Genomic DNA, 23,027 nt, shown 5'->3' with positions numbered 1-23,027 from the left:
CAATAAAACCGAGATCAATCGTTGGTTCCCTCAATGATAGATTGGCGCATTCGCGATGGAATAAGATGAATGAACAATTTTTGCGGGATGGTCAACTTTGCGCGCTCAATGGGAAGCCTCATCAAGAAAAAGGCAAACCAAACAAAAAGAACAACCCCCTTAACCACGCTTGAAATACTGATACTCCACCATGCACCAGAGAGGCCCACAACTGCAGTAAGGGCTATGGCAAGTGGTATTCGAAGGCCAGTAAATAGAATTCCAACAATGGATGGTGGCATGGTTTTCCCAGTTCCGTTGAAGGCACCCGCTGTGGTAATTTCCAGAATCATAAAGAGCTGAGAGGCTCCAAGAATCTTTAAGTAGATGCCCCCTTCGCGCATGGCGTTGGGTTCTGGAATAAACCATCCAAATATGGTATCTCCAAAAAGGACGAAGGCAAGCGTTGTAAAAACGCCAATGGTCAAGGTAATACCCAGCGTTCTATAATAACCCTGTCGGATTCGCTGAAACTGGCGTGCCCCAAAGTTTTGGCCAATAAAGCTGGACAAGGCGGTGGAAAATCCACTGGCTGTCATCCACGATATTGCCTCAATTTGTGCCCCAACACTCTGTACCGCCACTGCCAGCTCACCCCAACCGGAAACGATTCGGGCTATATTCATGGCAAAAAAAGCAAACAATCCACTTTGAAGCGTTACCGGAAATCCAATCCTAATAACTTTCCATGCAACCTCTCCATGCAGCTGTAATTTCTTAAATAACTCAGGGAAAGGAGATTTACCATCGGTTAAATTGATAATAAAAATAAGCGTTACAATTGCCTGAGAAATTACCGTAGCCATGGCTGCACCAGCCACCTCCATGCGGGGAAATGGTCCAAACCCATAAATGAAAATGGGGTCGAGCACAATGTTAATTATAAGTCCAACTGCATTAGCATAAAAAGGGATTTTCGACTTGCCACTCCCGTTGTAAATTCCCGAGAACGTTCCATTTAAAAAGGTAAATAGCATCCCAAGAGCAATAATCTTGAGGTATCCAACAGCAGCTGAGGCAACAGCAGCATCTGTAAATCTAAAGTAGTCGATGAGCGGGCCAGCGAATACAAGAAGTAAGACGCCGTATACGATAGACATCAATACACTAATGGACATCGAATGGGAGGCAAATTGTGCCGCACGAACCCTATCCTTGGCACCTAAACTCTGAGAAATGCCCACCTCTGCGCCAACTTTGGTCGTATAGAATAGAGAGTTTCCAAGCCATAGAAAAAATCCAGCGGCTCCAACTGCCGCAGCAGCCTTACTCCCAACATGACCAATCCATATCATATCGGTCATGCTGTAGGCCATCTGAATAAAGGCGGTTCCCATGATGGGTAGGGCCAGCAAAATAATCTGGCGGGTAATGTTACCTTGTGTAAAATCTTTTGCTGTCAACGAATTATGGCATTAAACTAGTATATACTGCAAGCCTGAATCCTTTATGAAAAAGGGGTGCAAATTTAGAAAAATATCAGGGTTAATTGCAGTGATTCGTTGCTTTTTTATTAGCCCACCTCTATTAACAAGAAATGAAGCACCTAAGCTGCCCGCTTGCTTACTGATGCAATGTAGTCCATGATGGAACAACTTACTCCAAACTTCCCATTCTATTATTTCCTTTTAATGGATTGTCGCCAATTCTCGGCCATGTAGCTTGCAAAACCGTAGTATCCCGTCTGTTTAATCATTGTAATACATGCATTCCTATCCGAATTGAATAGATACCCAAAAATACGGGCAATGAAATTATTGTAGAGTTTGCACTCCATTGGGTTAGCGAATGATTTACAATCGGCACAGGAGGCATAGCTGTTTTCCAAACAGCAAGTACGAACCTTGCACCAGGTGGCTTTAACATTCTCTTTACATCCGGGGCACTTGCCCTTCAGGTATGAGCGGCATGCACCACAGTAAAGGCCACACTTGGCCACTAGGCTAACATCGCTTACTATCTCCTTCATAGATCAAGAATTTTTGTACTATTCAATTTCTTAGTATTGTATTTAGAGTTATAAGAAAGCTGTTAATCCATAAAATTAATTGATAATTCCGCTAAGTTACTACAATATTTGTTTCGGTAATTGTATTTGGTGAAACAACGATACCAGCAAGGGTTTATTGTAGGAATAAGCCAAAACATATAAGATTATGCCATTGTTGGAGGAACTCCTATAATCACTAAACACCTATTTTTTTTCTCTGGGGTATTCTGAATATGGCCATTTTGCATCCCTCCTGCGCACTTCCTTTTGCAGTTGTTGGACTTACCACTAGATTAAGCCTCTGGATACGATAATATATTTGAATAAACAATAACGCTACATCAACAGGTATTTACAAATACTAAACAACGACATATTTTTGACAAAATATTGATTCTTACAATTAAGGATGACGATAAATACTCGCGCGTAGTTTAATTACAATATTTCATTTATACAACTTTGCGTTCTATGTTTCTTAACACATTAACTAATCAGCAAACACCTCAAAAATATATTTGCAAATTAAAATTCTTGTTCTACTTTCGTCTTGAATTTATTAACCCAAACTTAATTTTTTATGAAAAGAATTCTCTACACGCTACTTTTTGTGGCTACCGTGCTCACTGTAAATGCACAAGACAACAAGTGGAACATTGGTTTTGGTGGTGGTTTTGCTTCTCCTCAAGGTGACTTGAAGGACATAGCCAGCGGTGGTGTTGATGGTTACCTCAACTGCACCTACAACTTTACCTCAAAGTTAGCAGCAGGCTTGGAATACAATTCATCCACCATGGTAGGAGCCTCTTTCGGTGATATGGGAACAAATATTGACTTTAAGGCTACCAAAATTAGCGCTATCCTTTTAAAGGGTGTATACTACATGACCGAAACCAAAGTTCGTCCTTACGCTGCGGTTATGACCGGTATGTATATGACCAAGATTGGCGTTATTGCTACTGATGGGCTTGGCAACGATATTTCTGAATATGTTTCAAAGTCGAAACTTGGTGGTGGTCTTGAGCTTGGTCTTAAGATTAAGTGGTTCAACCTTGGTGTTGGTTACCATAACCTTGGCAAGGTAGAAGGCGGTAAGGTTTCTTACATGCAATACAACCTCGGCTTCAACATTGGTTTCTAATCAAACCTTTTTATAAAATACAAGGAGGCTGTCCGAAACGACAGCCTCTTTTTTGTTCTAGAGATTTTGATTATGCATAATTATAATTATAGACCTGCAATATAATTCACATAGTATACTGCAAAACAAAAAAACATAATGAACCATTTCATTAATAATCTAATCATTACAATAATCTTCAAATAATTTAACACTAAAAAAATATATGGTGTGAACCAATTATAGAAAAAAGAGTTACTATTGCATATTAATTCACAGGAACAATGATTACCAAGTTACAAAATAAGCGCACCATTACCCATCAAATTATGCCTTCCGCAGGTATGACTACTAAGGGTATGTATAATTCAAAGAAGCGCACGAAAATCTGCAGGCTTGGATGAAAATGTGAAATGATTTAAAAAACCACATATAAACAAGGGCCTGCAGGAAACTGCGGGCCTTTTTTATGAACCCTAATACAAAATGAGACCATGAAAGTGCTCAAGTTTGGAGGAACATCGGTTGGTAGCGCCGAGAGGATGAAAAGTCTCACCAAAATTATTCCCACTGGAGAGCAGGTTGTAGTTGTTCTCTCTGCCATGGCTGGCACTACCAACATGCTGGTGGATATTGCCGACATGGCTAACAAGGGCGATAAAGAGAAAGCTCAAACCTCACTTCTAGAGGTACAAGAAAATTATTTAAAGGTCATTTCTGAACTCTACCAAACCGAAGAGTATCAAAAAAACGCCAAACGCACCATCTCGCTCATTTTTAATGATGCCATAAATGCTATTGAAACAGAAACAGGCCCATCCCTCGAAAAGGTTATTCTCTCAATTGGTGAGATAATATCCACCAACCTTTTCCATCTCTACCTCTGGGAGACGGGAATTCCCTCGGTTCTGTTGCCATCGTTGAGCTACATGCGCATCGACAAGGACGGTGAGCCCGACATGTACTACATCTCGGAAAATATTTCCCGGCTCATGGAGGAGGCCAAGGAGATGGATGTATACATTACCCAAGGGTTTATCTGCAGAAATGCCAAGGGCGAAATCGACAACCTCAAGCGAGGGGGAAGCGACTATACGGCTGCCATCATTGGTAATGCCATCAATGCAGAGGAGGTGCAGATATGGACCGACATCGACGGCTTTCACAACAACGACCCTCGCTATGTAAGCAACACCAAGCCAATCCGCAACCTCTCCTTTGACGAAGCAGCAGAACTTGCCTACTTTGGGGCAAAGATTCTGCACCCAGCAACCATTCACCCCTGCAGGAAGAAGGGCATTCCCGTACTGCTGAAAAATACGCTGGAGCCAGAAAATCCAGGAACCCTTATCACGGCCAACTACCAGGCTTCCAGCTTAAAAGCGGTGGCCGCCAAGAGTGGGATTACAGCTATTAAGATTCGTTCGTCCAGAATGTTGATGGCCCACGGATTTCTGAAGAGAGTTTTTGAGGTGTTCGACTCCTATAAAACCTCAGTTGATATGATTACCACCTCGGAGGTTGCCGTATCACTTACCATCGATAATGATACGAGGCTTCCGGAGATTGTTGCAGAGCTGGAGCAATTCTCGGTAGTTGAAGTGGATCTTAAGCAGGCCATCATCTGTATTGTTGGCGATTTTGTGGCCGAAAGACCAGGGTCAGCGCTTAAGATTATGGAGGCCTTGCACGATATACCCATCCGTATGATCTCCTACGGTGGAAGCAGCCACAATATCTCCTTGCTGGTAGGTGAGGAGCATAAAATACCGACCCTTCAGCTAATACAACCGGTGCTTAATGAATCGGAACCGGAGAGTCAACCTCGGATAGAGGGATTTAAGCTAATATCGTAGTGAAATAGTATTACCCTAACAAAAAAAAGATGATTCCATTCGGCACCTCGGAAGCGCTACAAGGCCTACCAACGCCATTTTACCTATACGACGTCGACCTCCTGAGACGAACGCTCCTAAATGTTTCAACCCTAACCAAATCGTTAGGTTTCACCGTTCACTATGCGGTAAAAGCCAACGCCAACGAACGCATCCTCAGGGAGGTTGCATCATTTGGTTTTGGAGCCGATTGCGTAAGTGGAAATGAGATTAAAGCAGCACTAGAAGCTGGATTTCCAGCCAAGGAGATTGTTTTTGCCGGCGTCGGTAAAAGCGACAAGGAGATAAGCTACGCGCTACAGAAGAATATATTCTGCCTCCATTGTGAATCGGTGGAAGAGCTGAAGGTTATCAACCAAATTGCTGCCTCACAGGGCAAAAGGGCACTTGTTGCACTTCGCGTAAATCCCAACATTTCGGCAGAAACTCATTTGCATATTACCACTGGCACCCTAAGCAGCAAGTTCGGCCTCTCCCCCATGGAGCTAAACGAAGCCATTGACCTTCTGCCCGCGCTAAACAACGTTCGACTGATTGGTCTTCACCTACACATTGGTTCTCAAATAACTAAAATGGAGATTTTCCAACATGTTGCGGAGAAGATTAACCAGCTTCAGGAGAACTACTTCAAAAATAGTTTTTTGCCCTACCTCAATGTGGGTGGCGGCTTAGGGGTCTCCTACGAAAACCCAGAAGGGAATGAGATGCCGGACTTTGAAGGATATTTCAATACATTTAGTAAGACACTCCGCTTGCTCCCCGGCCAAAAAGTGCACTTTGAACTCGGGCGTTCCATTGTTGCCCAATGCGGCAGCCTTGTTACCAAGGTACTCTACGTGAAGGGTAGCGAGCAGAAAAAGTTTGCAGTGGTTGATGCTGGAATGACCGACCTTATGCGTCCCGCCCTCTACAATGCAGTTCATAAGATTGTAAATCTCAGCTCCTACAATTCCACGCAGGTATACGATGTGGTAGGCCCAGTGTGCGAAAGCACCGATTGCTTTGCCCACGACGTGGCACTTCCAAAAGCATCGAGAGGTGACCTGCTCACCATCCTTTCGGCAGGAGCCTATGGTGAGGTAATGAGCTCGCGCTACAACCTACGCGAAAAGCCTCAGGTCATTTTTAGCGATGAAATAAAGGTTACGCCAATAATGGCTTGGACCATGTAGCATTTTTGATAGAAGTCAACAGAAAGAAAGTGTTTGAGTTAGTAGTAATAGTGTTTTAGCTTAGGTGTTTGCGGCGCATAATCCAAGCCTGTGTGGGGCGATGGATATTGCGCCGCAATTTTCTTCTGGATGTTGTCAACATCATTTAAACGGTTTCCATTATCTTCGTAATAAAAAGATGGAGCGCAGTACCACCAAACTGTTACCGCTTGACATTGCAACATTTGCCTACATCTCTATAACGACCATTTTCATGACCCTCTTCTCATGGAAATTAAACGACATAGGGATTCATTTGCTCGTAAGACTTGGCTTTGTGATGATTGCTTGGTGGTTAATTGTAGCTGAGAAGAAAAGTTCAAAAGTTCTATTATCATTTTTTAGAAGGGCTTACCCGCTGGCTTTTCTTGGCTACTTCTACACCGAGACCGATTATCTCAACAACCTTCTCTTCAGCAATTTTGATCCAAAAATATTCAGCCTCGAGCAATTCCTTTTTGGATTCCAGCCCAGCATTAACTTCTTCCAACATTTTCCAATGCCATGGTTTAGTGAGCTGATGAATTTTGGATATTTTTCCTACTACTTTCTTGTGTTTGGCCTTACGGTTTGGCTATTCATCAAGAATAGGAAGATGTTCGATTACTCCCTCTTCGTTATAGTGTTTTCATTTTACATCTACTACCTTATTTTTATTGCCTTTCCGGTTGCTGGGCCGCAGTACTTCCTCCCGGAATCCCTCAAGCATATTCCCAACTCCGGTATCTTTCGTGAGATGGTTGTTTTGGTGGAACGGCTGGGAGAAGGTCCAACAGCCGCCTTCCCCAGCTCGCATGTGGGCATTGGAATTATTATTGCCATTCTGTGCGCCAAGTATGCCAAACCGCTGCTTGCTTGGATTCTTCCACTTGTTTTTATTCTTTGCCTCTCCACCATCTACGTAAAGGCGCACTATGCCGTTGATGTGCTTGCAGGCTTCATCAGCGCGCCTCTAATATTTCTCCTCTCATCCCAAACTTATCGATGGCTTGCAAAATTTACAACGCTTAGTAAATGAACTCCCGCAAGTGGACAAGTAATCATGTGAAATTTGCACTCAGGAGTTAAAAAAAACTTCCTGCTGGAATAATTATCCACAGTTAACATTACATTAGCTAGGAGTTGGTAACATTGAAATAATATTTGTCATATGGTTGAGCTGCGGGAAGTAATTACCCATAAGGATATCAGAACCTTTATCTACCTACCGGAAAAAATTCACAAAAATCATGATAGCTGGCTACCACCCATTTATATTGATGAGTGGTCGTTCTTCAACCCCAAGAAAAACAGAGCATTTGCCGCCGCCGACACCTTAATGCTGGTAGCGTTCAAAGATGGCAAGGCAGTTGGACGAATTATGGGAATAATCCACCATACATACAACCTACTGAGAAACGAGCACCATGCACGCTTTGGCTACCTGGAGTGCTTCAACGATACAGAAGTTGCCCATGCACTACTTGGCCGAATTGAGCAGTGGGCAAAAGATAAGGGAATGGTAAAGGTGGTTGGCCCCTACGGCTTTTCCGACAAGGATCCGCAAGGATTTCTCATCGAAGGTTTTGAGCACATGCCTATTATCGACTCCGCGTGTAACTTCCCCTACCTAATTTCGCTGGTGGAGCACGAAGGCTACACCAAGGAGGTGGATTGCATGATATACAAGATGAACCTAGAGAAGAGCATGCCAATTCTCTACGAACGGGTGCAGCAGCGCTTGGAAAGTAACAACGGCTATTCCATTCGGGAATTTACAAGCCGAAAGCAGCTGAAACCTTGGGTTGTTCCCATTTTGGAAATAGTAAACAAGACCTACGGCGACCTCTATGGCTTTGTGCCAATGGAACAGCAGGAGATGGTGGACTTTGCCAACCGTTACCTTACCATTATTGACCCCAGATATGTTAAGGTGGTATTTTCTGGTAATGAACCGGTTGCATTCATAATTGGCCTTCCAAATTTTACTCCTGGAATTCAAAAGGCAAAAGGGCGAATTCTGCCTTTTGGCTTCATCCATATCCTCCGATCGATTAAGCGGAGCAGGCAGCTCGATCTGATGCTGGGAGCAGTTCTTCCCGAACACCGTGGAAAAGGGCTAGAAATCTCCATGACAATGAAGTTGGTTGAATCGTGTAAAAAGGCTAACATGAATATCATTGAGGTTCACCTAGTGCTGGAAACCAATACCCGAATGCTTGCCGAGTTGGAACGTGCCGGGGCTGAATTTCACAAGCGCTTTAGGGTATTTCAAAAAATGCTCTAATCAATAATTGGTAATAAATTTTAGGCAATGAAAATGTCCTTACTTTGGAACCGGCCAACGACAATTAACAGCATATAAAATGTCGCTGCAATTGGTCAGAATTGACCAAAACTTAATCGTCTACTTTAACTTAACCTTGCACCATTTGTTGTAAAAGAAAAATAGCGCCATGAAAAAAGTTGGAATAATCGGTTCAGGGATGGTGGCTACCTCTCTGGCCAAAGGATTAATAAACCTTGGATACACGGTTATGCTTGGTTCGCGTGACGCAGCCAAACGTGAGACAATAAAAAAGGAGACTGGAGCAGAGGTTGGTGATTTCAAGGAAGTAGCTGCATTTGGAGAGTTGGTGGTACTTGCTGTAAAAGGTATTGTTGCCGAAACAGTAATAAAGTTAGTCTCGTCTATGCTCGATGGTAAAACCGTAATTGATGCCACCAACCCAATCGACGAAAAACCACCCATTAACGGAGTGCTCTCCTTTTTCACCACCAACGATGATTCGCTAATGGAAAGGCTGCAAGAGCTTGCACCCAAAGCAAATTTTGTGAAGGCCTTTAACAGCGTGGGCAATTCACACATGGTAAATCCTCAGTTTGAAAGCAAACCAACCATGTTCATCTGCGGTAATAGCGATACCGCCAAAAAGGAGGTTACCAGCCTGCTCGACAAGTTTGGTTGGGAAACGGAAGACATGGGGGCAGTTGAGGCAGCCAGAGCCATTGAGCCTCTTTGCATACTTTGGTGCATTCCCGGCTTTAGGGAGAACCGATGGAACCATGCCTTTAAGCTGCTTAAATCAAAATAGGTTGAGTATCCACCATCAAGAAATCCACCTTTTTGGGTGGATTTTTTTTTGCTCCGCGCCTTAAGAAGATAGCCATACTACCTTCGATAAAGCCAAGTTATTTCTACATTTGAAAAAAAATATTGCAGCATGAAAGCATTACAAAAATTGGCTCCTATAACATGGTGGTTATTCCGAATAGCCATCCTTCTCTTCTTCTTGGCAAGATATGGTCAAGCAGTTCTCCACTTCGACTTTAACTCGGCCAACTTTTATACCTCTGCAATATTTCTACTAAGTGCCGTTCTGCTTTTTATTGGTGGATTTTACAAAAATGGAAATCTTGCAAGAATAGCTGGATTATTTCTTTTTATCGTCTCTATTTACGAGGCATACCATAATAGCAGCCCACTAATTGGCTTTGCCTTTAGTCAGTATCTCCTCCTAAGCGCAATTGGACTACTTTTCCTAACCCGAAAGGAAAACATTTAGTATTCCACAGATAGCCGATTTAAAGCAACTTACAACAAAACATTCTCAGCTTAAAACCGTTTAATAAGCTATTGCAATAGCGCCATAAGCCCAGCTGTTGCTTGGATGAACATTAGTTTTATGGGCAACATAACACCGCATGGCTCGATTTCTGTTTCCCTTAGGACTCCTGCTTTTTCTTGTCACCACAAGCGGCAAAGCGCAACTTTTTTTCGAGGCAGATAAGGTTGAGGATGCCCAAGTAAAGGTGTTTAACGTTGACAATCCCGACGACGCGGACTTCTACATATACTTTGTAAACACTAAGGAGGAGGTCACCAAAATTGGTTTCTGGATGGAGGTGGAGACAGCCAAGGAGGCGCAGGTGAAGATCATATTTGTTGACGATGAGAAGCAAGCCGACTTCAAGGTTTGTGCCGTGGACGACTCGTCAAAGGCTGGTTGGAAAAACCTGTACGACCCCAGGAAAAGCCTGCTTAATCTAAACCCTCCCGATTCAACTGCGGTGAAATAAAACAGATCTAAATCATTATCAACTCTACCTTAAGCCGGAACCGCCACCCGGCTTTTTACTTGCTACACGTACCATAAACAGAAACCTATCAAACCATTTCAATTATTTTCTATTTTTATTTATAATTAATCTAAAAAAGAATAATTTTGCAGTCAAAATAATGTTTAGTATGGAATTGATGATAGATACGCGGTTCTTCACCGTACAGGCAGTTACCAATCTCACCGATCACACCTTTATTGTGAGAGTGCCAAGAAGAGGTTTGCAGTTTAAAGCAGGTCAGCACATCTCAGTCGGCATCAAGGGCGACCACAACCTCAGAGAATACTCCATTTTTAGTGGAGAGAACGACAGTTACCTCGAAGTCTTGGTAAAGGAGGTAAAAACAGGGTACTTTACCCCACGGCTCAAACGTGTAAAAAATGGCCAGCTCCTAGAAATTGATGGCCCCTACGGTAAATTCGGTATCTCGAAGGAGAAGGAGGATACACATAAGCACATTTTTATTGCCAGTGGCACCGGAATTGCACCTTTCCACAGCATGGTGAGAACCAAGCCCCAACTCAACTACCATGTGATTCATGGCGTTAAAAGCGCATCGGAAGGATATGGACGCGAAAGCTTCGACCCTACCCGCTACACGCTTTGCACCTCGCGCGATGGCTCGGGTAGCTATGCCGGGCGGGTTACCAAGCTGCTGGAGGAGATGAAGTTTGAACCCAACACCCACTTCTACCTCTGCGGCAATAGCAAGATGATTTACGACGCACTCGAAATCATAAAATCGAAAGGATTTATCCGTGCAAACGTATCCACTGAGGTCTACTTTTAACCAAGCCCTCTTTCTGATAAATGATTGAAGGCTGTAACTTGTAACTTATTCCTTACTACCGTTGAAATACCATTTGCTCACGCTGGGATGTCAGATGAACACCTCGGATGGGGAACGCGTTAGGGCAGTGCTCGAACGGGAAGGGTTTAGCGAAACGCTTACCGAAGATGACGCTGATATTCTGGGCATTCTGGCCTGCTCTGTGCGCCAAAAGCCCATCGATAAGGTTTACAACAAGATTGCCGAATGGAATCGTGCAAAGAACCATCGCAACCTCATAACCTTTATCTCCGGCTGCGTATTGCCCGCCGACAGGGAGAAGTTTCTGAAGTTGTTCGACTTTGTATTTCCCATGAGCGAGCTAAACCAGCTACCCGAGATGATAAGGGGCTACGGTGTGGCAACGCCTGCTTCGCTTAAGCAGCAAGGCAACTCGCCCATTCTCCCCAACAACGAGAACATCTACTCGCTATGGAACATACGGCCTAAGTATAGCTCGGGCTTTGAAGCCTACGTGCCAATTCAAAATGGCTGCGATAAAATGTGCACCTTCTGCGCCGTGCCCTACACTAGAGGCAGGGAGGTTTCGCGCCCATCGGCAGAGATACTGGATGAGGTGGAGCAGCTGGTAAAGCAGGGCTACAAGGCCATTACGCTGCTGGGGCAAAACGTAAACTCCTACGGTCTCGACAAGCCCAACACGGAAATCTCCTTTGCTGAGCTGCTGGAAAAAATTGGTCAGCTGGGTGACAGCTCCCACGAGGAGTTCTGGGTTTACTTTACCTCGCCTCACCCTTCGGACATGGACCCAAAGGTGTTTGAGGTAATTGCGCAACACCGCTGCCTGGCAAAGCAAATTCATTTGCCCCTGCAGAGCGGCGACGAAAAGCTGCTCATCCACATGAACCGACGCCACGACGTGGAGACCTACCGCGAGCTGGTTGCTAAGCTACGGGCCTCGCTGCCCCAGGCCACGCTCTTTACCGACATTATTGTGGGTTTCTGCGGTGAAACCGAGGAGCAGTTTCAAAACACGGTGGAGGCCTTCAAGGAGTTTAGGTTCAACATGGCCTACATTGCGCAATACTCGCCACGGCCCGGTGCGGCAAGCTACCGCTGGGACGACGACGTTCCCTTCAACGTAAAAAAGGAGCGCCATCTTAGGCTTACCGAGGTGCTTAAGCGCATAAGCCTGGAGCACAACCTCAAACTAGTTGGACAAACTGTTAAGGTGCTAGTCACCGGAACCGAGCAGCGTACCCCCTACCTCACCGGCTACACCGAGGGTCGGCTGGTTACCAGAATTCTAGCCACAGAAGGCTCACTGATTGGGAAAATAATAACGGTGAGGATTACCACGGCCAACGAACTTTCGCTGGCAGGAGAACCCCTCTTGGTCACCACCGCCATAACCGCATAGCATGGAGAAGAAAATATCGTTCAAGACGCTTGGTTGCCGGCTCAACCAGTACGAAACCGATGCACTCGCCTCCACCTTTACAAAGGAGGGATTTAGCATTGTGCCGTTCGACCAAGAAGCCGATGTGTGCGTGGTAAACACCTGCACCGTTACAAACCAGAGCGACCACAAATCGAGAAACATCATTAGCCAGGCGGCACGCAAAAGCCCTAAAGGGTTGGTGGTGGTAACCGGCTGCATGGCCGAAGGCTACACTCCCGCCTTCTCTGCCGAAGAGGCGCAGGTTTACGTGGTGGATAACACCCGAAAGTTCTCCATTCCGCAGCTGGTGGAGGCGCACTACCGTGGCGAAACGTTTGCCCCCGAAAGGCAGGAGCAGGATGTGTTTGGCTTCGGTCCGGTGGAGCATGGGCTGCACACGCGCAGCTTCATTAAAATTCAGGATGGATGTGACAACTTCTGCACCTTCTGCATCATTCCCATGGTGAGAGGCAAGGCGGCGAGCCGCCCCATCGACAGCATATTGGACGATGTGCGCCAAACGGTGGCCAACGGGTTTAAGGAACTGGTGATAACTGGCGTAAACATTGGGCGCTACGACAATAACGGTCTCACCTTTGAGGATGTGCTGCAGCAAATACTCGATGTTCCCGGCGACTTCCGGGTAAGGATTTCATCGCTGGAGCCCGATGGCCTCAGCCCACGCTTTGCGGAGCTCTTTAGCCATCCCAAGATGTGCCCACACCTGCACCTCTGCCTGCAAAGCGGCTCGGAGCGCATACTGCTCGAAATGCGCCGCATGTACTCCGCGGCCCAGTTCCGGCAAACGGTGGAGGCCATTCGAAATCAATTTCCCCACTTCAACTTCACCACCGACGTTATTACGGGCTTCCCCGGTGAAACGGAGCAGGACTTTGAGGATACCGCCGACATGGTGCGCGAGCTGGGCTTTAGCCATGTGCACACCTTCCGCTACTCACGCCGGCAGGGCACCCGTGCCGACCGCATGGAAAACCAAATTCCGGAGAAGGTAAAGGTTGCCCGAAGTGAAGCCATCAGAAACCTTTCGGCAAAGAACAAGGAGGAATACTACCGCTCATTTATGGGAAAGGAGCAGGTGGTGCTCATTGAACGGGTATCGCGGGGAGTTGGCAAGGGCTATGGCCAGCACTACATTCCCGTGGAGACGGCGGCAAGCCCCGCTGAGGTAAACACCTTTGTTAAGGTAAGGATAACTGGTCTTAAGGGTGAAGGCGACAAGCTGGTTGCCCTAGCCGAGCGAATGGCCTAGAAGCGCATAAAGCCACCACGGTTATCGTGAATGCGACCATTGGTGCTGCGCGAGGTGCGGCTGGCATCGGGGCTGGTAATGCGTGCCAAAAACCAGTAGGCCACCACCACGGCAAGCATGCGGAATAGCAGCTCGATTAGCGCTGCCCGCCAAGGCTGCTCCAGCAGCAGCGCCACCGCCGAATAGATTACGTAGCCTGCCGACACCAGCACCACTACCCACCCGGCAATATGCACCGGACGGTAAAAAAATCCTTTACGGGTAAACCATACCAGCATTGCTACAACCGTTTTGGCAAAGATAGGAAGGGAATTGGGGAGTTTGGGAATTTGGGAATTTGAAGATTTATGAATTTGAAGATTTATGAATTTGAAGATTGGGGGATTTGAGAAAGATGATAACGGTTTGCGGTATGTTTAGTTGCCGATTTCGAAGATTCACATTATCAAGTTACAATTGTGCTTGATACGAGCTGAAATATACGAAACCCACTTAACCGGCAATTAAATATACCGCGTGTTGTGTGCTGTGTTTTTTATTTCTTTATCCTCTCAAATGTCGCCATAAACCATTTAATCCGTTTTACAACATGCAAGATAAAAAATATCGAAAGAACAATTGCAATTTTATCGTGAAATTCAATAAATCTTTTACGAAACAATTCGCTTCCGTTCACCAAATCAATAATCCATGGAACAAATCCTGTTATAGCCGCCATGACAAAAATAATTGTCAATGATATTACTTGTTTATTTTTATTCAGTAATCCTTTGCCGATTATTGTTTTATACCATTTCAAATGTTTTGATATATGAAAAATTGCTAAAACAAAAAGTATTACAATTGAAATCTTATGAATATCTGACCATGAAGAATAATCAAGACCTAAAGAATAATTATCTCTACCATGATTACCAATATGGTATTGGATTTGAATTAATAATCCAGAAAATACAGTTAAAAATCCCAAAAACAGTAATCCAAGATTTATAATAAAGCTTTTAATGTCATTTTTCATCTGAAATACTTTTAGGGTGTTTTAACAATAGCCTTTGCAGAACAAACTTTAAAACAGTTCATACAACCAACACATTCTGAACTATTAACAAATTTAACGTGTTTGTGCCATGGCAGTTTAATCCGACCAATAACATTTTTAGAACAAACACTTATGCATTCCCAGCATGCTTCACATTTTTTGGTATCAAGCAAAACAAACGCTGTGTTTGTATGCTCTCGTTTGAAGAATATTTGTCTCATATTAAATAATTTTGAACAAAATTCTTCAAAAATATTCCTTGAAACGATAACAATTGTTAAGAAATGAACCTTACTTTCGATTTCGAATTCGACTTAGCGAAATCGGCGTTATCCCCAAAAAAGAAGCTATATAATGTTGTGGAACACGTTTGAGTATTTCGGGATGGTTTTGAATTAAATCCATGTATCGTTCTTGTGGTGTGTCCTTTATCCTTGAAAGAAATAATTGTCCGTAAATTCTAAAACGTTGAAAAATAAAATCCTGAAATCCATTTTTAAATTCGGGATAAGCAATCAGTAGTTTTTCGAAATCAGCTTTCCCAATCGACAAAATGGTAGTTGACTCAATACTTTCGATTGTGAAAAGACTTGGTTTTTGATTCATAAAACTATCAATCGAAGCAACGGGTTGACCTTCAAGAAAGAATTGAAACGTTATATCTTTCCCCTCTTTATTAAACCACTCTCTCAAACAGCCCTTTTTAATTAAATAAATGTTGTTTGAAACTTCGCCTTCGTGTAATAATACAGATTTTGATGCAATTTCTTTTTCAACAAAGCAATCCTGAAACTTTGTCCAGTTTTCCTTATCGACTTTTAAAGTATTTATCAATTTATCTATCATTGTCTATCTGCTCGGAAGCTTTTTTTAACATAGCACACAACGAGCGTATAAACACAGCTATGGTTGTTATTTCCGCCTTAGACAAACCCTCTTTTTTTTTGAAATTATCGCGGTATTATGCTCGGTAAAAGGGAGTTCCTAGGCTGGTTTATCCTATTTCTGCTATTCGTTAGTATATCAAACTTACAAAAAATAGGAATAGCATAGCTCTCCAATGAACTATTTATTTACCCCCTACTCCAATGGTAAGGGGGAGGCCTGTGGGGGTTGGGCAATTCAATTTATTAGGAGGGTGGTGTGTGAAGCAGCAGAAGGGCCAGCAAGATTTGAAAAGGGCAAACCATTTTTAAACCGTTGGGCGGTTTCGGTGCAGGGGTGGTAGGGTTATTTTACGCCGCATTACCATGCACCGCACGCGCTTGGGTACCTCTCTAACCCATGGCTAAAGCCATGGGCTACAATCATACAACCCCTCCGGGGTTGGGTTATTGGACAAATGATTTTTCGTTCCTGCATACGGTTGAATTCTTTAAATTCCCTGATTTCCTTAGCTCCTTTTCTTCTTCCAATCTCCCTTTCGTGGTTGCGGTGCATGGTTATTAGGTTGCATTGAACAACCTTATGCACGTGCACCGCTAGCGCTTGGCAACCTCCCTAACCCATGGCTGAAGCCATGGACTATGAAGATTCAACCCCGCTGGGGTTGGGTATAGGTATAAGAAATTCTTTTAATTCTTTTAATTCTTTTAATTCTTCCTCTATTCCCCCGTTGCGGGATCTTCGCTTCGCTGCGACTTCTTCTAACTTCCTCCCATTCCTATAACTTCCGCATAACTCCCGTTTAACGTCCGCTTAACTTCCGTATATCTCTCTTATCTTTGCTCCCATGAATACCTCGTGCGACATATTGCTGGTTACCCCGCCGCTGCTGCAGCTGAACACCCCCTACCCTGCCACGGCCTACCTGAAGGCTTTTTTGGCTGCAGAGGGGTTCAGCGTTGGGCAGGCCGACCTGAGCATTGAGACCTTCAATGCGCTGCTTTCGGAATCGTCCATGAGGAGAATTTTCGACACGACCAACGGCAGCCTACTCCAAAAGAGCAGCAACCTCAACCATATTTATCAAAACCTCGAACGCTACCTGCAGCTGCTTCCCTCGGTGCTGCAATTCCTGCAGGGCCAGCGCCCGGAGCTGGCGCACCGCATTGCCTCCCGACAGCTTCTACCCGAAGCCGAACGGTTTAAGGCCATTGCCGACATGGAGTGGGCCTTTGGCACCCTTGGTGTGCAGGAGAGGGCTAGCCACATTGCCACCCTCTTTCTGGAAGATGTTTGCACCTTCATCCGCGAAACGGCAAGTCCACACTTTGAGCCCATCCGCTACGCAGAGAAGCTGGCGGTATACGCACCCACCTTCGATAATTTGCAGGAGGAGATGGAGGGCACTGCCGACCCGGTGATGGAGGCCATGGAGCAGCTGCTGCGCGCACGAATGGTTGAGCAGCAGCCGAAGATGGTTGGATTTACCGTTCCATTCCCCGGGAACCTGCTGGCTGCACTCCGTGGCTGCAGGCTCATCAAAAAGGAGTTTCCCCACACCATAACCGTGCTGGGTGGCGGCTTTCCCACCACCGAGCTGCGCAGCCTCACCGATACCCGCATATTTGCCTATGCCGATTATGTGGTGCTCGACGATGGGCTAAGCGCCATTAGAGCCATTGCACAAAGGCATATTGGCAATAGGGAAACCGTACAACCTTTCTCCACCTGGTATTTGGAGAATAACGAGCTGCAATTTTCACCGGAGAGTAAAGATGATGCGGTAAAGTTTGCCCAGCTTCCCTGCCCCGATTTTACCGACCTACCTCACCACCTCTACCTCGGCCTGCTCGATATGCCCAACCCCATGCACCAGCTCTGGAGCAATGGTCGCTGGAACAAGCTGATGCTAGCGCATGGCTGCTACTGGGCCGGATGCACCTTTTGCGACACCACGCTACCCTATATTCAGCGTTTTGAGCCGCGCAAAGCGGCGGATATTGCCAACCACATGGAGCAGGTGGCAACACAAACCGGCAGCTGGGGCTTTCACTTTGTGGACGAGGCCGCCCCACCCCGCCTGCTCAAGGAGCTATCGCTGGAGCTAATCCGTAGGAAACTTCCAGCAACATGGTGGACAAATATTCGGTTTGAAAAGGCCTTTACACCGGACCTCTGCAGGCTAATGGCCGCAGCGGGGTGCATTGCCGTATCGGGAGGCATTGAGGTGGCCTCCGACCGTATTTTGCAGCTCATCAACAAGGGCGTTTCCGTGGACCAAGCCACCAAAGTTACCCGTAGCTTTAGCGAGGCCGGCATCATGACCCACGCCTACCTGATGTATGGCTTCCCCACCGAAACGCTACAGGAGACCATCGATTCGCTGGAGGTGGTGCGGCAGCTCTTCGAGGAGGGAAACCTACAGTCGGGATTTTGGCACCGCTTTGCCATGACCGAGCATAGCCCCGTGGGTAAAAATCCGGGAAATTTTGGCGCCAAACGTATCTCCTCCACCCCATCGCCCTTTGCCAACAACGAGGTGCCGTTTACGGCCCCATTTGACCACAACCTCGATATGGTAGGCGAAGGTCTACGCGTTGCCACCTACAACTACATGCAGGGGCTGGGCTTCGACCTACCATTGAACAAATGGTTCAGCGGAAAAATACCTCAACCAACGCATCTGAAAAGTAGGATTAAGCATCACAACCAAACACAGAATATCGACCTACCGCAGGAGCACTCCCGCATGGTTTGGCTTGGTGGAGGTGCCCAAATTAATCCAAAGGGAGAGGTGGATGTAGCCGGAACGAAAAGTAGTCTTTCCATCCGGTGCAACCCAGTTCAGGCTCAATGGCTGGTAAACACCATTGCGGCACTCACCACCACCCCCGGCATTAGCTACGCCACCCTTAAGGAGTCGTACCAAAACGAGACTGGCGAACCGCTGGAACTCTTTCTCTTTGGTAAACAGGGAACAGCAGTGGGAAAGGCGGGGCTGCTAATAGTGTAGGCAATGGGACAATGCGCCAATTAATCAATTAGACAATTTGGGAATTTGAAGATGTAAAAATTTGAGAATTCATCATTAATATTGAAGGACAACATTATCAATGCATAATGGAGTTACTCTTCGTATGATATGGTTTTATATCCCAGCAGCCTTCTTTACTTCGCCTGAAATATTCCTTACCTTTGAAAAAAGAAAAAGAGGGAAAAATGGACATTCAAGCAAGAAAACTACACCTTATCCAAGAAGTCCTTCGAGTTGCTGACGAGGAGTTGATCACTAAACTTGAAAAGTTACTTCGAATTGAAAGAAAAAAGAGACTTGACAAGGAGTTGGCTCCTATGACCTTGAAAGAATTTAATGAAATCGTTGATAATTCTGAAGACGATTTTAAAAATGGAAAGGTTATAGAGGCACATAATCTGCTTAATCAGATTGATTCATGGAAGTAAAGGTTTTGTGGTCAGACTCCTCCCTTCTACAACTCCAAGAAATATATGATTACTATTGTTTTAGGGCCAGTGTCACTGTGGCTAAGAAAATAGTAAAAGCATTAGTCGTAAAATCAATTCTATTAGAGTCCAATCCATTAATTGGCACAAAAGAACTCTTGCTGACCGGAAGACCTTTCGATTATCGTTTTGTCGTTGAAGGCAATTACAAAATCATTTATCGTGTTGACGACAATATTGTTAGGATAGTGTCGGTATTTGATTGTCGGCAGAATCCACGGGAAATTGAAAAAATAGAGGAATAACGTCACTTGATAAATGTGGCAATTAGCCAATTTGAAAATTTGAGAATTTGAGAATTTGAGAATTTATCATTGAACTATTACATGCTAGGAGGATAAACCCTAATCTCCTAATCCCCTATCAACCTAATCCCCTAACAAAAAAACCCCGGCAGGCATTGGTTGTTTTTTGTAAGCTGCGAACAAGGACTTTAGTGTCTAATTCGAAAACAACCGTTGCACCACCGGGGCTATGTAGAATTACAGATTTCTATTTAAACAAAACCTCCATCTCTACTCTTCGGTTTTTCATGCGACCCGCTGCAGTTGCGTTGGAAGCAATGGGGTGATCGGGACCAAACCATGCGGTTACAATACGTGACCCTTCCACACCCTGAGCCGTCAAATACTTCTTTACGGCCAATGTTCTCTTGCGCGAAAGGAAGATATTCATCGTCCGGTTACCCTGATTATCGGTATAACCAGATAGTTTCAACATCCACTCCGGCTTTTGCTTGAGCAGGCTGGCTAGCTGGTTTAGCGATGAATATGATTCAGCTAAAATAACATCCTTTCCCGATTGGAACTGAAGGTCGGAGAAGGCAGTATTCAACACGGCCTGCTCTTCCTTCTTTATCTCAGGACATCCATGGTTTTCAACAGTTCCGGGGGTAAGCGGACACTTATCCTCCTTGTCGATAATGCCATCGCCATCGGAGTCGTTGTAGGGACATCCCCTATTTTCTATAGGTCCAGCCACGTTGGGGCAGGCATCCTCCGAATCCTTTATACCATCACCATCGGAGTCGGCGTAGGGACAACCCCTATTTTCGATGGTTCCTGGCTGCTTGGGACATAGGTCCTCGTTGTCGTAAATCCCATCACCGTCGGAGTCGGGGCAGCCCTTGTGAAGTGCACTGCCAACAGAATCTGGACATGCATCATCGATATCCGGCACACCGTCGTGATCCCTATCGGGGCAACCATTAAGCGCTACACTTCCAGAATCGTTGAGGCAGCGGTCTAAGTTGTCGGGAACGGAATCTCTATCGGTGTCTGGGCAACCTTCAAATATTGCCAAACCGGGCTTGTCGGGACATTTATCGTTGATGTCGGCAATGCCATCGCCATCACGATCGGGGCAACCCTTTAGCGCTATGCTTCCGGAATCGTTGGGGCAAAGGTCATCCTTATCGGGAATGCTATCCCTATCGGTATCGGGACAGCCCTTAAACTGAGCCAAACCGGGTTGGTCGGGACACTCGTCAATTTGATCGTAAACGCCATCACCATCGCGGTCGGGACAACCTTTATTGGCAGCCGTACCAGGCACCATGGGGCAAACGTCGTCCTTATCGGGAATGCCGTCACCATCGCTATCGGGACAGCCTTTAAACTGTGGCAATCCAGCAACCAGCGGGCAATCATCATCCTTATCGGCCACCCCATCCTTATCGGTATCCTTCGGTTTACGCCCAAAGGTGAACACCATTCCGGCATGGATGTGAGCATTGGTTGCCGACTTGTAATTTGGAAAGGCAAGAATGTTGTCGGTGGCAGCATAAATTTGCATTGCCCCAACATTAAGCGAAATGCCAAGGCCAAGGTTGTTATAACTCTTGTTCATAATACTATACGATGCCGAAAGTCCTACCATGCGTCCCAACTGTGAGTAGTAGGAGAGCGACACCGATGGAAGCATCTTCTTATTGTAAAACTGGCTGTAGAACAGCAAACCTACAGTATTTTTGTCGTTGATGTTATAGTCAGCACCAAGGTAGAACTTCACCGGCAGGTAAGTTTTATATGCCTGACCATAAACAGAATCGACGTTAAACTTATCCTTTAGGGTATCCAATACCGACGAAAAGCCATCGCCCAAAGTTGTGCCATGGCTTATAAAATCGTTGATATCGATACCATTAAAGTTAACAGTTTCGCCAGGCTTTTGGCTAACCAGCGTCAATAGCTGCTTCTTCCAGTTGATGTAGCCAAGGTCGATTAACGATGCCGAAAAGGTAAATTGGGGGTTCAGCTTATAGGTAGCACCAAGATCGATACCAAAACCCAAGTTGCCGGGAAAAACTAAGCTGCTAACACTTTGGTTGCTGAGGCTATCAATACCGGAGGTGCGAATCAGCACATTCGACTTCATCTGCAAATCGAAGCTGTTGGGATCGGTGTAGAGGCTGGCGCTTCCTCTCTCGGTATTTACATTGAACCGCCCGTCAAGCAGCTTGATGCGCATACCAACCGTAAGCTTCTCATCCACATCCTGAGCCAAGCCAAGAGAAAACTCATCAAAAACCATGGCATCATAGCGTGTATCGAAATTAAGGGTTTGGCCTAGCCCAACCGCTCCATTCCCCTTCCAAATGAAGTTGAAGAGGTCTTTGGAATACATAAACCGAGAAATGGTTCGTTCCCTAAAGGCAAAGGAGATGTAGTAGCTATCGGCTGCCCTAAATCCAAATGAAAGAATGTCGATATCGAGGTTAGTAAAGAGGTAGTTGCTCGAACCTAATTTCCCAAGCAGCTTATCGATATCCAGCTTCAATGAGTCGCCATCGTGGGTAATGATATTGTTGTAGCTAAATGCGTTGGATGCATTGAAGTAAATGGACGAAACCATGGGATATCCCACAAACGAGCGGGCCTCTGGAACCAGTGCCGGATTTTGGTACATCCGGCTGGGAACCAATCGCATGTGGTATAGGGTAAAATCTTGCTGTGCTTTTGCACTGATGGAAATCACTAAGAGCGCAACTCCCAAAATCGTAAATTGAAGAATCTTTTTCATGGTTAATCTGATTTTGGGTTAAGGCTTAACATTGAGCTGTGCCTGAGCGGCCAACTTTACTTGAAGTCGATAGTTGCTGTAAATTTTCACATTCTGACCTACCGATCCAGAGGTACTCATCACCGCCTTAACCAATAATTTCTCAGATCCCACAATCTTGTCGATTCGTGCCCTATCGTATGTAAAGTTGCTTATCTTTTCAGTCGCTTTTGTTGCTACTCCAGTAGTAAAATTTACATCACCAGCCGGAACTATTACGGTATTATCGGTAACTAGCGAATCGAGAACATTGAAGCTGCCATCGGTGAAGTAGATCTGTATATTAGCGTCCATGGGAAACTCATTAATAATATCGGAGCGGAGGAGCAGCTGCTGAACCTGATCAATATTGTCTACCTTAAAGTCGAAGGTATCCTGAACGGCAAAGTTGGCAACACTCCCGTAAAGTGGGAGACCAAATTCAACGTCGATATTGAAGCGGCTCGAATCACGCAGAAAGTTCTCTGAAACCTCACCGCTGGGGTTTGTCATTGCATCGAACATGTATTCTATGGTTCCTGGCTTTAGTAGGTTGATAAAAGTTGAAATGGCACCTCCTGTGGCCGTATTGTCTACACTAAGCGTGGTTACCTTATTCTGATCTACATCGCTGTAGGCAGGTGAGGTTATGGCTATAGGATTTGGAATACATGGATTTCCAGCC

21 protein-coding genes are annotated in these 23,027 nt (G+C 45.3%); 14 read left to right on the top strand and 7 right to left on the bottom strand.

Features of this window, described 5'->3' with window-relative positions:
• Positions 1-14: 14 nt before the first annotated feature.
• Together VMW01_01895 and VMW01_01890 are read right to left on the bottom strand one after the other, a co-directional pair.
• Positions 15-1,442 (bottom strand): MATE family efflux transporter, encoded by a 1,428-nt coding sequence (locus VMW01_01895; protein HUW04988.1) that lies wholly within the window; start codon positions 1,440-1,442, stop codon positions 15-17.
• Positions 1,443-1,657: 215 nt separating this feature from the next.
• On the bottom strand, positions 1,658-2,008 hold the full coding sequence (locus VMW01_01890; protein HUW04987.1) for a DUF3795 domain-containing protein: 351 nt from the start codon (positions 2,006-2,008) through the stop codon (positions 1,658-1,660).
• A gap of 601 nt (positions 2,009-2,609) precedes the next feature.
• Here VMW01_01890 and VMW01_01885 point away from each other — a divergent pair.
• The 11 genes from VMW01_01885 (at position 2,610) to mtaB (ending at position 13,857) form a co-directional block, all read left to right on the top strand.
• On the top strand, positions 2,610-3,170 hold the full coding sequence (locus VMW01_01885) for a hypothetical protein (protein ID HUW04986.1): 561 nt from the start codon (positions 2,610-2,612) through the stop codon (positions 3,168-3,170).
• Between the two features lie 473 nt (positions 3,171-3,643).
• Complete coding sequence (locus tag VMW01_01880) at positions 3,644-5,005, top strand: aspartate kinase (GenBank protein HUW04985.1); 1,362 nt, start codon at positions 3,644-3,646, stop codon at positions 5,003-5,005.
• A gap of 29 nt (positions 5,006-5,034) precedes the next feature.
• Positions 5,035-6,216, top strand: coding sequence for a diaminopimelate decarboxylase (gene lysA / locus VMW01_01875; GenBank protein ID HUW04984.1), 1,182 nt, complete (start codon positions 5,035-5,037; stop codon positions 6,214-6,216).
• Positions 6,217-6,394: 178 nt separating this feature from the next.
• Positions 6,395-7,273: a phosphatase PAP2 family protein gene (locus tag VMW01_01870; GenBank protein ID HUW04983.1), complete on the top strand. Its 879-nt coding sequence runs from the start codon at positions 6,395-6,397 to the stop codon at positions 7,271-7,273.
• A gap of 132 nt (positions 7,274-7,405) precedes the next feature.
• Complete coding sequence (locus VMW01_01865) at positions 7,406-8,521, top strand: hypothetical protein (GenBank protein HUW04982.1); 1,116 nt, start codon at positions 7,406-7,408, stop codon at positions 8,519-8,521.
• A 169-nt stretch (positions 8,522-8,690) separates the two neighbouring features.
• Positions 8,691-9,329 (top strand): NAD(P)-binding domain-containing protein, encoded by a 639-nt coding sequence (locus VMW01_01860; GenBank protein HUW04981.1) that lies wholly within the window; start codon positions 8,691-8,693, stop codon positions 9,327-9,329.
• A gap of 129 nt (positions 9,330-9,458) precedes the next feature.
• Positions 9,459-9,800: a hypothetical protein gene (locus VMW01_01855; GenBank protein HUW04980.1), complete on the top strand. Its 342-nt coding sequence runs from the start codon at positions 9,459-9,461 to the stop codon at positions 9,798-9,800.
• A gap of 139 nt (positions 9,801-9,939) precedes the next feature.
• On the top strand, positions 9,940-10,314 hold the full coding sequence (locus VMW01_01850) for a DUF6150 family protein (GenBank protein HUW04979.1): 375 nt from the start codon (positions 9,940-9,942) through the stop codon (positions 10,312-10,314).
• A 169-nt stretch (positions 10,315-10,483) separates the two neighbouring features.
• Positions 10,484-11,146, top strand: coding sequence for an FAD-binding oxidoreductase (locus tag VMW01_01845; GenBank protein HUW04978.1), 663 nt, complete (start codon positions 10,484-10,486; stop codon positions 11,144-11,146).
• A 61-nt stretch (positions 11,147-11,207) separates the two neighbouring features.
• A complete protein-coding gene (gene miaB, locus VMW01_01840; protein HUW04977.1) occupies positions 11,208-12,566 on the top strand; it encodes a tRNA (N6-isopentenyl adenosine(37)-C2)-methylthiotransferase MiaB in 1,359 nt (452 codons plus the stop codon).
• Position 12,567: 1 nt separating this feature from the next.
• The gene (gene mtaB / locus VMW01_01835) at positions 12,568-13,857 is read left to right on the top strand and encodes a tRNA (N(6)-L-threonylcarbamoyladenosine(37)-C(2))-methylthiotransferase MtaB (protein HUW04976.1); all 1,290 of its coding nucleotides are present in this window, start codon (positions 12,568-12,570) and stop codon (positions 13,855-13,857) included.
• On the opposite strand, the gene VMW01_01830 is transcribed toward mtaB, so the two are convergent.
• From VMW01_01830 to VMW01_01820, 3 genes are all read right to left on the bottom strand, one after another.
• Entirely contained in the window at positions 13,854-14,135 is a 282-nt protein-coding gene (locus VMW01_01830) for a hypothetical protein (protein ID HUW04975.1), read from the bottom strand. The genes mtaB and VMW01_01830 overlap by 4 nt on opposite strands.
• A gap of 257 nt (positions 14,136-14,392) precedes the next feature.
• Complete coding sequence (locus VMW01_01825) at positions 14,393-14,875, bottom strand: DUF4405 domain-containing protein (protein ID HUW04974.1); 483 nt, start codon at positions 14,873-14,875, stop codon at positions 14,393-14,395.
• 312 nt (positions 14,876-15,187) lie between these two features.
• On the bottom strand, positions 15,188-15,742 hold the full coding sequence (locus VMW01_01820) for a Crp/Fnr family transcriptional regulator (protein ID HUW04973.1): 555 nt from the start codon (positions 15,740-15,742) through the stop codon (positions 15,188-15,190).
• An 886-nt stretch (positions 15,743-16,628) separates the two neighbouring features.
• On the opposite strand from VMW01_01820, the gene VMW01_01815 reads away from it, so the two are divergent.
• From VMW01_01815 to VMW01_01805, 3 genes are all read left to right on the top strand, one after another.
• Complete coding sequence (locus tag VMW01_01815) at positions 16,629-18,794, top strand: radical SAM protein (GenBank protein HUW04972.1); 2,166 nt, start codon at positions 16,629-16,631, stop codon at positions 18,792-18,794.
• Positions 18,795-18,976: 182 nt separating this feature from the next.
• Complete coding sequence (locus tag VMW01_01810) at positions 18,977-19,243, top strand: hypothetical protein (protein ID HUW04971.1); 267 nt, start codon at positions 18,977-18,979, stop codon at positions 19,241-19,243.
• A complete protein-coding gene (locus VMW01_01805) occupies positions 19,234-19,548 on the top strand; it encodes a type II toxin-antitoxin system RelE/ParE family toxin (GenBank protein ID HUW04970.1) in 315 nt (104 codons plus the stop codon). Before VMW01_01810 ends, VMW01_01805 begins: the two co-directional genes overlap by 10 nt.
• Before the next feature lie 247 nt (positions 19,549-19,795).
• On the opposite strand, the gene VMW01_01800 is transcribed toward VMW01_01805, so the two are convergent.
• Together VMW01_01800 and VMW01_01795 are read right to left on the bottom strand one after the other, a co-directional pair.
• Positions 19,796-22,324: a DUF5723 family protein gene (locus tag VMW01_01800; protein HUW04969.1), complete on the bottom strand. Its 2,529-nt coding sequence runs from the start codon at positions 22,322-22,324 to the stop codon at positions 19,796-19,798.
• Positions 22,325-22,342: 18 nt separating this feature from the next.
• On the bottom strand, positions 22,343-23,027 hold a 685-nt coding region (locus tag VMW01_01795), incomplete at its 5' end, for a hypothetical protein (GenBank protein HUW04968.1).

It is taken from the genome of Williamwhitmania sp., from assembly GCA_035529935.1.
In the GTDB taxonomy this organism is placed as follows: domain Bacteria; phylum Bacteroidota; class Bacteroidia; order Bacteroidales; family Williamwhitmaniaceae; genus Williamwhitmania.
Note: the sequence above shows the minus strand (reverse complement) of the source record. Positions and strands in the feature narration are given on the sequence as shown.

Coding starts and splice junctions, on each gene's coding strand:
- VMW01_01890 (HUW04987.1), bottom strand. CDS start 2,008: ATGAAGGAGATAGTAAGCGATGTTAGCCTAGTGGCCAAGTGTGGCCTT.
- VMW01_01830 (HUW04975.1), bottom strand. CDS start 14,135: ATGCTGGTATGGTTTACCCGTAAAGGATTTTTTTACCGTCCGGTGCAT.
- VMW01_01855 (HUW04980.1), top strand. CDS start 9,459: ATGAAAGCATTACAAAAATTGGCTCCTATAACATGGTGGTTATTCCGA.
- VMW01_01825 (HUW04974.1), bottom strand. CDS start 14,875: ATGAAAAATGACATTAAAAGCTTTATTATAAATCTTGGATTACTGTTT.
- VMW01_01800 (HUW04969.1), bottom strand. CDS start 22,324: ATGAAAAAGATTCTTCAATTTACGATTTTGGGAGTTGCGCTCTTAGTG.
- VMW01_01850 (HUW04979.1), top strand. CDS start 9,940: ATGGCTCGATTTCTGTTTCCCTTAGGACTCCTGCTTTTTCTTGTCACC.
- mtaB (HUW04976.1), top strand. CDS start 12,568: ATGGAGAAGAAAATATCGTTCAAGACGCTTGGTTGCCGGCTCAACCAG.
- VMW01_01860 (HUW04981.1), top strand. CDS start 8,691: ATGAAAAAAGTTGGAATAATCGGTTCAGGGATGGTGGCTACCTCTCTG.
- VMW01_01815 (HUW04972.1), top strand. CDS start 16,629: ATGAATACCTCGTGCGACATATTGCTGGTTACCCCGCCGCTGCTGCAG.
- VMW01_01865 (HUW04982.1), top strand. CDS start 7,406: ATGGTTGAGCTGCGGGAAGTAATTACCCATAAGGATATCAGAACCTTT.
- VMW01_01805 (HUW04970.1), top strand. CDS start 19,234: ATGGAAGTAAAGGTTTTGTGGTCAGACTCCTCCCTTCTACAACTCCAA.
- VMW01_01820 (HUW04973.1), bottom strand. CDS start 15,742: ATGATAGATAAATTGATAAATACTTTAAAAGTCGATAAGGAAAACTGG.
- lysA (HUW04984.1), top strand. CDS start 5,035: ATGATTCCATTCGGCACCTCGGAAGCGCTACAAGGCCTACCAACGCCA.
- VMW01_01885 (HUW04986.1), top strand. CDS start 2,610: ATGAAAAGAATTCTCTACACGCTACTTTTTGTGGCTACCGTGCTCACT.
- VMW01_01880 (HUW04985.1), top strand. CDS start 3,644: ATGAAAGTGCTCAAGTTTGGAGGAACATCGGTTGGTAGCGCCGAGAGG.
- VMW01_01845 (HUW04978.1), top strand. CDS start 10,484: ATGGAATTGATGATAGATACGCGGTTCTTCACCGTACAGGCAGTTACC.
- VMW01_01870 (HUW04983.1), top strand. CDS start 6,395: ATGGAGCGCAGTACCACCAAACTGTTACCGCTTGACATTGCAACATTT.